The sequence below is a fragment of the Longilinea arvoryzae genome (assembly GCF_001050235.1).
Classification (GTDB): Bacteria; Chloroflexota; Anaerolineae; order Anaerolineales; family Anaerolineaceae; genus Longilinea; species Longilinea arvoryzae.
In genome coordinates, this window is the sequence record NZ_DF967972.1 from 3,923,355 (window position 1) to 3,937,041 (window position 13,687).

A 13,687-nucleotide genomic window follows, 5' to 3' on the forward strand; every position below is an offset into this window, starting at 1 on the left:
AAAAAAAATGATCGAACATCCCCTGACAAATGACTTCCCCTGGCACACGGCCAGCGTGGATGAAACAATCGCGCGTTTGCAAACCAACCAGACCAACGGCCTGACCGATCCGGAAGCCGGCCGGCGTCTCACTCAAGCCGGTCCCAACACCCTGGCCGTTGAAAGGCCGGAGTCCTTCTGGCATGAATTCTTCGAGGAGCTGCACGAACCGATGGTGCTTATGCTGCTGGTCACCGGCGTGCTGTATGCCATCTGGGGGGAGGTTTCCGAGGCCATTACCATCTTCGTGATCATTTTGACGTTGAACACCGTGGAAGTAACCAACGAGCAGCGCTCGAAAAGAGCCATTGCCAGCCTGCGCAAATTGGCCGAACCGACGGCTTCGGTCCGTCGTGGAGGGCATTTTACAGAACTACCCGTCGATCAAATCGTCCCGGGCGATGTCATCCTGCTTCAGGACGGGCGCCGGGTTCCCGCAGATGCGCACCTGGTGGAGGTGTACAGCCTCTCGGTTGACGAATCCGCGCTGACCGGCGAGTCTCTACCGGTGGAAAAAAGCGCGGCCTTCATCGCCAATCCTGAAACGCCTCTGGCCGATCGCCAGAACATGGTCTATTCGTCCACGCTGGTCAGCCGCGGAAAAGGATGGGCCGTGGTCGTCGCCACCGGCATGAGCACCGAGATCGGCCGCATCGCCGGCATGGCCCGTGAGGTCCGCGAACCGCGCACGCCCCTTCAGAATATGATGGAGGAGTTGAGCAAGATCCTGGTCTGGTTCGCGTTGGGATTCAGCATCCTGGTGCCGCTGGTGGGGATACTGCTGGCTCACCAGCCCCCGAAACAGATGCTGCTGACTGGCCTGTCCCTGGCATTCGCCACCATCCCGGAAGAAATGCCCATCATCATCACCATGGTGCTCTCCCTGGGCGCCTTCCGCCTGTCGAAGAAGCACGCCATTGCCAGACGCCTGAATGCCGTGGAATCGCTGGGATCGGTGACGGTCATTGCCACCGACAAGACCGGCACGTTGACCGAAAACCGCATGGCAGTCACGCGCTTCGAACCCGCCGGAGCAAAAGAACGCCTGCTGGAAATCGGCGTATTCTGCAATGACGCTGTCCCGGATGGGATGGATTTCAGGGGCGACGCGGTGGATACGGCCCTGCTGCGCGCGGCCCAAACCGCGGGCATGGACGTCAGCGCCAGCCGTAAGGCGCGCCCGATCGTGGCTGAATTCCCCTTCGACAACAACCGCAAATGCATGTCGACCGTCACGCGCAAGGATGATCATGCCTGGGTGGCGGTAAAAGGCGCTCCCGAATCGATCCTCCCACAGTGCATCCTGAAGCTGGATGGGAAAAAGGTCGTATCCTTCGATACCGCGGCGAAACAGGCTGTTTTGGATTGCGTGGATGGAATGGCAGCCGATGGTCTGAGGGTCCTGGCCCTGGCAGAACGCACTTTGGACGCCGAAAATCTGGACTTGGAAATCGTAGAAAGCGGATTGGCATTCATTGGCCTGGTTGGGCTGCAGGATCCGCCCCGCCCGGAAGTACGTCAGGCCATTGCCACCTGCCGGCGGGCCGGAGTGCGCGCCATCATGATCACCGGCGATCACCCGCTGACCGCCCGGGCCATCGCCCGCCAGGTTGGCCTGGATGGCGATTTCGGCGTGGTCACCGGTCCGGAGTTGGATCAGCTTTCGGACCGGGAATTGAAAGAAACCGTCCGGCGCGTTTCGATCTTCGCGCGCGCCACTCCTGAACATAAGTTGCGTATCGTGCAGGCCCTGCAGGCCCTGGGCGAACGGGTGGCCGTTACCGGCGACGGGGTCAACGATGCTCCAGCTCTGGCAGCGGCGGATATCGGCGTAGCCATGGGCGAAACCGGCACCGACGTGGCCCGTGAAGCCGGCGATCTGGTACTGGCGGATGACAATTTCACCACCATCCTGCACGCCGTCGAAGAGGGCCGACTGATCTTCGAAAACCTGAAAAAAGGCGTGCGCTATTACCTGGCCTGCAAAGTGGCGCTGATCATGATCAATCTGCTGCCAACGCTGCTGCTGGTACCCGTCCCCTTTGCTCCTGTGCAAATCATCCTGATGGAACTCTTTATGGATCTGATGGCGGCGGCCTCTTTCGTGGTCGAAGGGCCCGAATCGGATCTGCTGGAGCGCAAACCGCGCGACCCAAAAGCCAAATTCATGGATGGGGCTATGATCGGCGGAATTCTCACCTCGGCCCTGGGTCTGTTTATCGCAATCACCACGGTTTATCTGGTCACCTGGTACAACACGCACGATATCGCCGTTTCACAAACCACGGCTTTCTTTGGCTGGTTGATCGGGCATGTTCTGTTGGCTTTCAACCTGCGGTCTGAGCGCCAGCCTGTTTTCCAGGCGGGTCTGAGCAGCAACCGGATGATGTTGGCCTGGGCTGGAGCCGTTGCAGTGTTCCTGCTGCTGGTCTCGGTAATTCCGGGCGCCCGGCAACTCATGAAAGCGGCTCCACTGACCGGTTCGCAATGGTCGATGATTCTGATTGCGACCTTTATCGGCACCTTCTGGATGGAGGTCAAAAAGAGAATCACATTTAAAAAATGACCTGCAATTTCAGGAGGATCCATTCGTCAGAGTTACCCGCTCTCTCCCCGACCGGCGTCCGGCAGTCGAAGCCTTCGATCCGTTCAAGACCATTGGGACGATCTGGGAGGGTTCGAACGAGTCGGGTTTGCCGGTTTGATCCTGCTGGTCGCCCGAAAAAACTGCATCGAACGGGCGATCAGGAACACTCTATTTTCTCTCCTCCGGGCCGGTTGACATTTACCGAAGGTCGCATCAGATAAAACGAAACCAGAAACACACAACCGAAATTCTAGAAGGCATCCATGTCCGAAACGATTGAATATTCCAAATCAGCTCCATCCCTCAAAAGCCTGCCCCGCAATGTATGGGCGGTCGGTTTTACCAGTCTCCTTATGGATATTTCCAGCGAGATGGTGCTCAATATCCTGCCGTTATTTCTTTCCAATGTCCTGGGTGTGCAAACCAGCATCATCGGTCTGATCGATGGCGTCGCTGAAGCCACAGCCAGCATCCTGAAGCTGTTTTCAGGCTGGCTTTCGGATAAACTCGGTGAGCGTAAATGGCTGGCGGTCGTCGGATACGGCCTTTCGGCCATCACCAAACCCTTTTTCTACATTGCCAGCAGTTGGGGATTGATCGCCGGAGTCCGCTGGGCGGACCGGGTGGGCAAGGGCATTCGTACCGCGCCGCGCGATGCGTTGGTGGCGGATTCGACTCCCAAAGAAATGCGCGGCCTGGCCTTTGGCTTCAACCGCGCCATGGATAAGGGCGGAGCTTTTCTGGGTCTGCTGATTGCGGCGTTGGTGGTCTGGATGACGCAATCCACCACGGTGGAATTATCCAAAACCACCTTTCAAAAAATTGTTCTGATCAGCCTGGTTCCGGCCTTCCTGGCGGTACTGGCGCTGGCCTTTGGCGCGAAAGATGTCGAAATCAACGGGAAACGGGCTGCGCCCAAGTTCTCCTTCCGCAGTCTCGGAAAACCTTTCCAGATCTTCCTGGTGATCGTCAGCGTCTTTACCCTGGGCAACTCGGCTGATTCTTTTCTGGTCCTGCGCGCTCAAAACCTGGGCATCTCGGTCACCGGCATCCTGATCATGCTGGCCTGTTACAATCTGGTGATTACCGTGGTGGCCACCCCGGCCGGCTCACTCTCCGACCGGATCGGCCGCCGCCGCCTGATCATCGGCGGTTGGCTGGTCTATGCAGCCATCTACTTCGGCTTTGCCATTGCGCACAACGCCTGGCAGGTCTGGCTGCTGTATATGGCCTATGGGTTGTATTTCGGTCTGGCGTTTGGAACGGCGAACGCCATGGTCGCAGACCTCGTTCCGGAGAACCTGCGCGGCACCGCTTACGGCACCTACAACGCTGTGATCGGTTTGCTGGCCTTCCCGGCTTCCTTCATCGCCGGTATTCTCTGGCAGGGCATCGGCGCCTGGAACGGATTTGGACCGTCCGCGCCGTTCTTCTTCGGCGGGACTCTGGCCCTGATGGCAGCTCTGTTGATGGCTTTCTGGATGCCGAAGCCCGATCTGAAGAACTCGCTATAATGAAATGAAGCGCCTCGAATTCATACCCAAGCGCACGGTTTGATTCCGGGTGAAGTGAGAGGGGTCTAAATCATGTCCTTTAAATCCCATTCTGCGTCGCAGCAGCCTCTTCTTCGGACCAAAATTTCGGTTCCCAAAATCCCGCCTGAATTTGTCCACCGGCCACGCCTGACCGAGCGGATCGACCGCGGCGTCCTGGGACCGCTGACGTTGTTATCCGCGCCGGCCGGTTTTGGGAAAACCAATCTGCTGATCGAATGGGCGGAACACACCCGCTTACCGGTCGCCTGGTTGACCCTCGACAGCGACGACAATGATCCCAATCGCTTCTTCCGCTATTTCATCAGCGCATTGCAGACCCGACAGCCCGGTTTGGGGGAAGAGACCCTGGATTTCATCCTTTCCACCCGCGGCGGTGGTTTGGAAGTCGGACTGACCCTTCTCATCAATGAAATTTCTGCGCTTTCGAATGAGATCGTTCTGGTTCTGGATGACATCCAGGTGCTGGAAAACCCGATCATTCTCCGGACCCTGGATTTTTACCTCAAACATTCTCCCTACAACCTGCATTTGATCCTGGCCAGCCGGTGTGAGCCGGACCTGGACCTGGCTTTTTTACGCGCAAAAGGTCGAGTCATCGAATTGAACGCCGATGACCTGCGCTTTAGCGCCGCTGAGGTCGGGTTGTTCTTCGAAGGGGCGATGGGATTGCAGTTGCCTCCCGAAACCATCCGGATGCTGGAGGAGCGCACCGACGGATGGATCACCGGTTTACAAATGGCGGCCATCAGCCTGCGTCATCGGGCTGATCCGAACACCCTGCTGGCCAATTTGCAGGGGGATGCCCATTTCCTGGTCGATTTTCTGGCTGAGGAGGTCCTGGACCGTCAACCGGAGGAAATTCGCCAGTTCTTGCTGCGCACCTCCATCCTGGATCTGCTGACCGGCTCTCTCTGTGAGGCAGTTGCCATGCCGGAAGCCCAACCCGGTTTTGGCACGGTCATGTTAAGTCGTCTGGAACATGCCAACCTTTTCATCACCGCGCTGGACGAAAAGCGCGAATGGTTCCGGTATCATCCCTTGTTCGCTGATTTCCTGCGCCACATTCAGGCCGAGATCAACCCGGCAGAAATATCCGTGTTGCAAAAACGGGCATCTGAATGGTTCGAGCGGAATGGCAATCTGACTGAGGCCATTCGATTTTTACTGGCATCCAAAGATCTGCAAGGCACCGCAGACCTCATCGAAGGGAATATCCAGTCCATGGTGAAGACCGGGGATATTTCTTCCCTGACTCACTGGATTGGCCAACTGCCGAAGGATATCATTCGCAGCCGTCCGGGACTTAGCATCGTTTACGCCTGGGGGTTGATGTCTGCTTATCGATTGGATGAGGCCAGATACTGGATCGATGATCTCCAACAGGGCCTACCGCTGATCGAGAACCAGGCTGGACCCAAAAATGAAGAACGCCAGGCCACTTCCGGCGCGGATGATACCGGCCCGTGGAATTTTCACGGCGGCTTGGCTATCTGCGAGTCTTTCCTGGCGGTATTGCAGGGCGATACTGAAAAAGCGACCGAGTATTCCAGACTGGCTGCAAATTTTCTGGATGCAGAAAATCCATTCATCCACAGCCTTTTTGCCTTGGAGGACAGTCTGTATTTCATTCTGTCCGGGGATACCCCAAAAGCCATCGATGCCCTGCGTGATACCATACGCATCGCCCTGCAAGCCAACAATCTGCTGGTATCGATCATTGCCACCTGCGAATTGGCCGACATGCAGGCCTTGCAGGGCCATTTAACCCAGGCCTGGGCGACCTTACAAAAAGTACGCTATATGGCCGTTGATCCGGATGGAAAACCTCTTTCGCTGGCCAGTCTGGCGGATACCGGCTTTGGAGAAATTTTGCTCGAGCGCGGTTCGCTGGATGAAGCTCAGGTATTTTTGGAAAGCAAAGGCCAGACTCCACAATCCTTGCGCTGGCTCAGCAACCTGGACGGCCTGATTTCGCTGGCTCACCTTCGCCAGTTGCAGGGGAATTTCTCGGGAGCACAGGATCTGATCACGCAGGCCTCTCAATTGGCCCTGGGGACCGAATCCAGCGAGTGGGATGATATTCTGGTTTCAGCCGTTGCAGTCCGCCTGGCATTACAACGGGCTGATCTGCCGGCAGCGGTTCAATTGTGGAACCGGTCCGGTTTTTCGGATTTCAATCAGAAAATTCATCTGGAGAATTATCCCTACCATGTATATGAGTATCTACTGCTCACCCAGGTCAGATTGTTGATGGCGATGGGCCGAAATCGGCGCGATAAAGCCTGTTTACAGCAGACGTTGGAATTGATGAACTCCATCCAGCCGGATGCGGAATGCTTCCAGCGGGTGACCTCCCAAATCGAAATCCTGGTTCTGCAGGCAATTGCCTGGGACGCGCTTGGAGATCAACCACGAGCCGTTAAGAACCTCTTACAAGCCCTGACGCTCGGTGAACCGGAAGGTTACCGGCGCGTCTTCCTGGATGGCGGACAACCGGTGGCTAACCTTTTGACCTCTTGCCGTTGTGTTGCGATCGAAACCGGCAGTCTTCTCCCGACCGCCGGTTACATCGACAGCCTGCTGGCAGTATTCACAAACGCGGCCAGGCCGGCTCAGACGCCTCCATCGAGTGAGATCATTCCGGCGCCATCTTCATCCACCCTGGAAGAACCACAGACGGCTTTTCTTTCTCCGCGAGAGACCGAGGTACTGATTTTGGTTTCCGAAGGGAAATCCAACCGGGAAATATCGGCCCAACTCTACCTGGCGCTGAATACCGTCAAACGCCACGCCTATAATATCTATGCGAAGCTCGATGTGAATAACCGCACCCAGGCGGTCTCCAGGGCCCGGCAATTGGGCCTGATCCCCTGAGAACCCTCACAACCGGAATTCACAACATTATCGCGGTAGCATTCCGCCCCACCCGTTCAACCGGCAGGTCATTGCCTTGGGAGGGCGTTTTTGAATTCCGTTCAAATCGCTGGTGCTCAACCCGGTTCCGGCTAAATGACACTTAAATGACACTTTGGATGCATGACGGCGGGCTCCCCGCCGGGTAAAGTATTGTTAATTGCAGCTTCGATGATTTCCCCCGGGTCATTCGATCCTGGAGGCGACCTGTCAGTGCAGGAAAATTTCGATTTCGAAAGGCCGATCTGGCATGCGTGGTCTGATTAGCGACCGGTTTTTGCGCAAGTTTGGCGGATCGCTCAAGCCAAAGCACGTGGGCAAAATTCTCAAAATCGAAGGCTTGAAGCCGGAGATTGTTCTGGAAAAGGTCGATCGATCAGGCCAGGAGGAGGAAGTCAGCGTAGAAGACAAGCCAACGGGTGATCCGAATTCCCCAAAAACCGGGGGGAATTCAGGAGAGTCTATTTCCACCCGATCTACGCGAAACACTGACCTGGCTGATCCGAACCCCCCACAAGGAATAAAGGAGTAAGATCGATCCCTCCGGTTCAATTCAATCCAACCAAACAGGAAAAACAGACATCCAAAGCCCGATGATTAGCGACCGGGCTTTTCGAGCAAGGATAAAGGACAGGTGGTTTATGGCAGCAAACGCACAACTTCCGAAGACACTCCAGGAGGTGTTGATCAGAGCATCAACGGCTTCAGGCCCCCAACTGGTACAAATGGTACAAAATCCATGGGTCCGAAAAGCGGTCTTCCATGAAGTCGAGAAAATGCTGATGACCGGGTTGAGAGAATCGCGTTCAGATCCCGACAAACTTCCCGGAATCGAAGACGATCGCACAGCCATGAGCCTCGCGATCATGGGTTCACTGGAACGGGCTTTGGCGGAAAAACGGATCTCCGAAGGCTATTTGCGGACCATCCTCCAGATCCTGGTCAAGACCCTCTTCATGGAAGGTGGAGATACCGCAAAGGTCGAGCAGTTCAGGGCAACCTACGGAATGCGCTCGCCGAGTTTCCTGTTATTGAGCCCGAGCAAGGCCTGCAATTTACACTGCACGGGTTGTTACGCCGATTCGACCGAACAGCCCAAAACGCTGGCCTGGAGCATCGTCGACCGCATGGTGGACGAGGCCAGGGACCTGTGGGGCGATCGCTTCTTCGTGATCAGCGGCGGTGAGCCCTTCGCCTACCGTTCCGAAGGCAAGGACCTCATCGACCTCATCGAAAAACACCCCGATTGCTTCTTCATGGCTTACACCAACTCCACTTTGATCACCGATCCGATCAGCCAACGGCTTTCCAAAGCGGGGAATCTGCTGCTGTGCATTTCGGTGGAGGGCTGGAGAGAACGCACCGACGAACGCCGGGGGAAGGGTGTATTCGACAAAGTATTGGAATCGATGAGCCGGTTGCGGCGTGACGGCGTTCCGTTTGGCGTTTCGCTGACCGGCACACGCTACAATGCCGAAGAAATCCTCTCGGAGGAGTTCATCGATTTCTTCATCCAGCAAGGCGCATTGTTCGCCTGGCTCTTCCAATACATGCCGATTGGCCGGGCATTTACCCTGGATCTGATGGTCACCCCCCAGCAGCGCGCCTGGATGTGGCACCGTTCCTGGGAGATCATCCGCGAGCGCCGTTTCTTCATCGCGGACTTCTGGAACCACGGCACCGCTTGCGACGGCTGTCTCTCGGCCGGTGGGCACGGTGCGGGCGGGTATTTCTACGTCGATTGGAATGGGGCTATGACACCCTGCGTCTTCATGCCGTATTCTCCGGTCAACATCCAGGATATCTACGCGCGCGGTGGCAACCTCAACGACGTCTGGCAGGAACCTTTCTTCCGCTCCGTGCGCCAGTGGCAGTTGGATTATAAGAAGGAGACCCGCAACGGGCTGGCGCCTTGCCCCAATCGAGACCATCATGCTGAACTCGAGGCCTTGATTCGCAAATATGAACCCGAGCCGACCGACGCCAATGCAGCCGAAACGCTGACCGACCCGGCCTACACCAATGGACTGGTGGCCTACAACCGCGAATTCGAAGACATCACCAACGGCATCTGGCAAAATTACTACATTCACAGAGCCGTCCCGTCGAACAACAAGATGGCCGATTTACCCGATCTGCCCGCGGCCGGGGGCAAAGACGGTGAAGACCAAATTGAGGAAAACGAACCGGTTGCCGCCGGTTAGGACAGTTTGAACGACCAGACAAAATCGCAGCGCGCCATGGTGAGAAGGACAAACCACATGGCGCGCTGTGGTCTGGAAGGATGGAGGTTCGCTCAGGTCAGGCCTGTTCATCGAATAAGCTCAAAAAAACCATCTCGCCCGGCGGGGCTGTGCAGACTTTCCAGGTCTGGCAAACAGGTTCAACCCCTGTTGAGATGACTGATCGCCCCGTGATCGTCTAGGGTTGAACATACCCGGTTCGTTGATCGAACCCAATCGACGATATCTTTGATTTACATAGATTATTATTATCAATTAGTGCGCTATAATCTTTGAAAGCGGTTTATCGAAACCTTATGAATCAGCTCGAAAAAGGCGTGGGGGAAAATCGATTACCGGCTGTCGAGTATTTTCTTATGGACGGTCATTTGACTTACTTGTGTAATTTTACATACCAAGGCCTTCATTGAGATAGCCATCCCAGTTGACCTGACTTTAGGTTTGGTCGCAATGCATTCCCATACCGATGACATCCTTTGCGCCAACCAGGAAACGGCGCCCGCGCCAGACAAGAATGCCAACCCCAGCCAAATGGGTTGAAAGATCCATCCAGACAGATCAAATAGCCGAAACTCAAAGGGTAAATTGTATCGAAGGGCACATTGGGAGGAACGATGCTTGAAAAACGAGAATACTACCGTTTGCCGTGGTCGATGAACGACAACCCCATCGCGTGGATCGAAGTCACCGATATTTGCAATATCCATTGCGAGGGTTGTTACCGCCAGTACATGACCGGACATAAACCCCTTGAACAGCTCAAGGATGAGGTGGAATTCTTCATCAAGTGGCGCAATCCGGATAATTTCTCGATCGCCGGCGGTGAACCGCTGCTCCACCCGCAGATCACCGATCTGGTAGCCTACATCGCTCACAAAGGCGTCAAGCCGATCATCCTGTCGAATGGCCTGGCGCTCGAGCCCAAACTGCTGCATGATCTGAAAAAGGCCGGGCTGGCCGGTTTCACCATGCATGTCGACAGCCATCAAAATCGCCCCGGCTGGAAAAACAAGACCGAAAAAGATCACAACGCACTCCGCCAGCACATTGCCGACATGGTGGCCGCCGAAGGTGGCCTGTTCCTGATCTTCAACTCGACGGTCTATCCGGAAACGTATTCCGAAATCCCGGATATCATCCGCTGGGGACAGGCGAATATTCGGATAGTCCAGGGGTTGGTGTTTATCACCTACCGTACCGCCACGACTGAGGATAACATTGCCACCGACCTGAAGGATCAACAGGTGGATTTGAAGAAACTGAGTTACACGCGCGCATCCTTCCACGAGCACTTCATCACAGCCCCGGAAGTTCACCAGATCATCCAGGATAACTTCCCGGAATATGAAGCCTCCGGATACCTGGGCGGCAGTATCCGGCACGACAGTTATAAATGGCTGATGGGCGCGATGATCGGCAGCCCCCATCGCATGTACGGATCGGTGGGCAAACGGACAATGGAATTTGCCCAGGTCGGCCACCACCTGCAAAAAGGGCGCTATCTGGCTTATCTCACCTCCAGCCGGATCGGCTCCAAAATCTTCTGGCTTTCGGGCTGGGACAGGATGGTCCGTCGCGCAAGGTACCAGCGCTGGATGGATGTGTTGCATAATCCCTCGCATCTGTTCGATGGCGTTTTTGTCCAGAGCATCGGCATCATTCAGGCCCCCGACATCCAACCCGATGGCCGCGCCGATATGTGCGACAGTTGTCCCGATATCACCATCTACGACGGCAAGTTTGTCAACTCCTGCCGGATGGATGAATATCGATTGTTCGGCGGTTTCGTCTCGGTACTGGGGAAGGGAAAGAACAAAGCGGAAATTGAGCCATGAAAACCAATCTCGGCTTGGCCAAAACCGTCCGCAGCCTGGTGAAAATTCTGTGCGGCAGGCCGAACATGCCGCCGTCGCTGGCGGACAACGAATTGTTGAAGGTGATCTATCAACGGCGCAGCATCCGCTCCTTTTCACAGCAGCCGATTCCCGCGGATGTATTTGCCGCCATCCTCGAAGCCGGCCGCCTGGCGCCTTCGACGGTCAATTTGCAATCCTGGACCTTTGCCGTATTCGATAACGACCACTGGCGACTGACCTTCGGACATTCGATCCCTTTTCATGGCGATCGGGCCGTCATCGTCATCAGCGATACGCACCGCCACCACCAGGTGATCGAAGATTTTCCATTCCGTCCGCTGACGGAATACACCACCGGGGTGATCAATGCTTCGCTGGCGGCCATGAATATGAACATCGCCGCCGAAGCACTGGGCGTTTCTTCGGTGATGCTGTCCGAGACCGGGCGCAGCGGAATTCTGGATGCAAAATACCTCAAGGAAACGCTGAACCTGCCAGACGGCGCCGTGCCGTTGATGACGATCGTCTTTGGTTATGCCCGGGGTGCCTATCCGCCCATGCCGCCCAGGCTTCCCATGGATCAAATCCTGCTCGACGGCGCGTACCGAGCTCCGGACCCCGAGACCATGCAAAACTGGCTCGACCAGATGATCGCCGGTTATCAGGCCAGCCATCCGGGGAAAACCCTCCAGGACCAATTGGATGTCTATCGGAGTAAGATCAGCCAGGCCGAGACTGACCTGAACGATATGGTTTTTTACAATCGAAAACCGGATTGAACGATCATTCTTTTGAAACCACAGGTCATTTGTAATCAAAAAATCACCTGAGAAAATTCCTTCCCCGGGTGATTTTTGTAATCCATTCATAAAATAAGAATTTCAACCCGGGAGTCCGGGAGTATACTGTTAGCCGAAAATCAAAGGTCTGTTCGATATAGATTCTTGACCTGAAGTTCGGCATGCGATTGGTGTTTTAACAGTAGAGTATCCATAATACTTTGGAGATGCTTGGATGAATATCCTGATCTTTAATTGTGGCAGCTCGTCGCAGGGGTTTAAAGTTTATCAAACCTCCGGTCATGATCAACCGGTCGTGCTCGTCTCTGGAAAGGCCAAGAATGTCGCCACCCAAACCCGGGCAGACGCGTTCATCGAGTGGAAATCCAAAATTAGCGCCGGTTCGCAAAAAACCGATCTGTCCAGCCATCGCCAGGCTGCGGGGAAGATCATTGCTATCCTGAAAGAACTGCAGGTCAGCGTGGATGCCATCGGCCACCGCTTCGTACACGGGGGCACCTTCTTCGACAAAACCGTTCAAATCGACCCACCGGTCCTGCAGAAGTTGCAGCAGTGCCTGCCCTTTGCGCCGATTCATAATCCGAATTCCTACAGCGTCATCGAAGTCTGCCTGGAGCAATTTCCGGACGTTCCGCAGTTTGCCGTCTTCGACACGGCTTTCCATGCCAGGATGCCGGAAGTCTCCAAACAATACGCCATCCCGCGGGATCTGGTTGAAAAGTATGGCTACTATAAGTACGGCTTTCACGGCCTCTCCTACCAATACGTTTCTTCCAGGATGCTCGAATTGATGGGAAAGCCTCTCGAGGAGTTGAAATTGATCCTGTGCCACCTGGGCACCGGCGGTTCGAGCGTGGTGGCGATGAAAAACGGCCTGCCCCTGGACACCTCGATGGGTTATTCACCGCTGGCCGGGTTGGTCATGTCCACCCGCAGCGGGGATATCGATCCCGAAATAGTGCTCGAGATGATCCGCAATGGATCGTCTCCGGATGAGGTCAGTCAGATCCTCAACAACCGGTCCGGTCTGATCGGCCTGTCCGGGTTTTCATCCAGCCTTCCGGAAATCATCGAGGCGAGCGAAAAGGGCAACGCCGACTGCCAGTTGGCGTACGACGTATACGCCCACCGTCTGGAAACCTACCTGGGCGCGTATACCTGGCTGCTCGACGGCGCGGATGCCATCGTGTTCACGGACGACGTGGGCTTGAAGTCCTGGAAGCTGCGCGCCAAGGTCTGCGGCGGGGTGCAAAACCTGGGCGTCGAAATCGATGCCGCGAAGAACGTAAATGCCCCGCTCGACAGGGCTTCGCGGGTCAGCAGCGCCCGTTCGAAGACGCAAATTTGGGTCATGCCGACGGACGAAGAAAGCGTGATATTGCAGGAAATCCTGGCCCAATTTTGCCTCGCGTAGCAGGCGTAAAGCCATGACGCTATCCCGTTTTGGATAGCGTCATGGTACTGGTAAGGGCAATTCATGAATTGCCCTTACCGGTACCAGGAGACTCTCATGGGGCGGAAGGTACACACCCCGATTCCACCCAGTACAGGCAAGGGGAACGGCAGGCGACGGATTCAATTCGAATTCTCTTTAGCCGGCTTGGGGGCTATGCCATTTTGATCCTTATACTAAATGACTATAAATTACAATTTGTGTAATAATCAATAGTATCCAATCCATAACAAACAGACG

At 55.5% G+C, this 13,687-nt stretch carries 8 protein-coding genes; all 8 read left to right on the top strand.

Annotated elements, in window-relative coordinates; translation table 11 throughout:
• The first annotated feature begins 7 nt into the window (after positions 1-7).
• The gene (locus tag LARV_RS17595) at positions 8-2,605 is read left to right on the top strand and encodes a cation-translocating P-type ATPase (RefSeq protein WP_172797917.1); all 2,598 of its coding nucleotides are present in this window, start codon (positions 8-10) and stop codon (positions 2,603-2,605) included.
• Between the two features lie 284 nt (positions 2,606-2,889).
• The gene (locus tag LARV_RS17600) at positions 2,890-4,140 is read left to right on the top strand and encodes an MFS transporter (RefSeq protein WP_075074872.1); all 1,251 of its coding nucleotides are present in this window, start codon (positions 2,890-2,892) and stop codon (positions 4,138-4,140) included.
• A 72-nt stretch (positions 4,141-4,212) separates the two neighbouring features.
• Positions 4,213-7,056 carry a LuxR C-terminal-related transcriptional regulator gene (locus LARV_RS17605; protein WP_075074873.1) on the top strand — a complete coding sequence of 948 codons (2,844 nt, stop codon included), beginning with the start codon at positions 4,213-4,215 and terminating at the stop codon, positions 7,054-7,056.
• A gap of 289 nt (positions 7,057-7,345) precedes the next feature.
• Entirely contained in the window at positions 7,346-7,627 is a 282-nt protein-coding gene (locus LARV_RS17610) for a hypothetical protein (protein ID WP_075074874.1), read from the top strand.
• A 109-nt stretch (positions 7,628-7,736) separates the two neighbouring features.
• A complete protein-coding gene (locus LARV_RS17615; RefSeq protein WP_236710006.1) occupies positions 7,737-9,299 on the top strand; it encodes a radical SAM protein in 1,563 nt (520 codons plus the stop codon).
• A 653-nt stretch (positions 9,300-9,952) separates the two neighbouring features.
• The gene (locus tag LARV_RS17620) at positions 9,953-11,173 is read left to right on the top strand and encodes a radical SAM protein (protein ID WP_075074876.1); all 1,221 of its coding nucleotides are present in this window, start codon (positions 9,953-9,955) and stop codon (positions 11,171-11,173) included.
• Entirely contained in the window at positions 11,170-11,973 is an 804-nt protein-coding gene (locus tag LARV_RS17625; RefSeq protein ID WP_075074877.1) for a nitroreductase family protein, read from the top strand. Before LARV_RS17620 ends, LARV_RS17625 begins: the two co-directional genes overlap by 4 nt.
• A gap of 235 nt (positions 11,974-12,208) precedes the next feature.
• Positions 12,209-13,408, top strand: coding sequence for an acetate/propionate family kinase (locus LARV_RS17630; protein WP_075074878.1), 1,200 nt, complete (start codon positions 12,209-12,211; stop codon positions 13,406-13,408).
• Positions 13,409-13,687 lie beyond the last annotated feature (279 nt).

What these genes read in the sequence shown, in the direction of transcription:
- LARV_RS17595 (WP_172797917.1), top strand. Translation starts at nt 8, where the DNA reads ATGATCGAACATCCCCTGACAAATGACTTCCCCTGGCACACGGCCAGC.
- LARV_RS17600 (WP_075074872.1), top strand. Translation starts at nt 2,890, where the DNA reads ATGTCCGAAACGATTGAATATTCCAAATCAGCTCCATCCCTCAAAAGC.
- LARV_RS17605 (WP_075074873.1), top strand. Translation starts at nt 4,213, where the DNA reads ATGTCCTTTAAATCCCATTCTGCGTCGCAGCAGCCTCTTCTTCGGACC.
- LARV_RS17610 (WP_075074874.1), top strand. Translation starts at nt 7,346, where the DNA reads ATGCGTGGTCTGATTAGCGACCGGTTTTTGCGCAAGTTTGGCGGATCG.
- LARV_RS17615 (WP_236710006.1), top strand. Translation starts at nt 7,737, where the DNA reads ATGGCAGCAAACGCACAACTTCCGAAGACACTCCAGGAGGTGTTGATC.
- LARV_RS17620 (WP_075074876.1), top strand. Translation starts at nt 9,953, where the DNA reads ATGCTTGAAAAACGAGAATACTACCGTTTGCCGTGGTCGATGAACGAC.
- LARV_RS17625 (WP_075074877.1), top strand. Translation starts at nt 11,170, where the DNA reads ATGAAAACCAATCTCGGCTTGGCCAAAACCGTCCGCAGCCTGGTGAAA.
- LARV_RS17630 (WP_075074878.1), top strand. Translation starts at nt 12,209, where the DNA reads ATGAATATCCTGATCTTTAATTGTGGCAGCTCGTCGCAGGGGTTTAAA.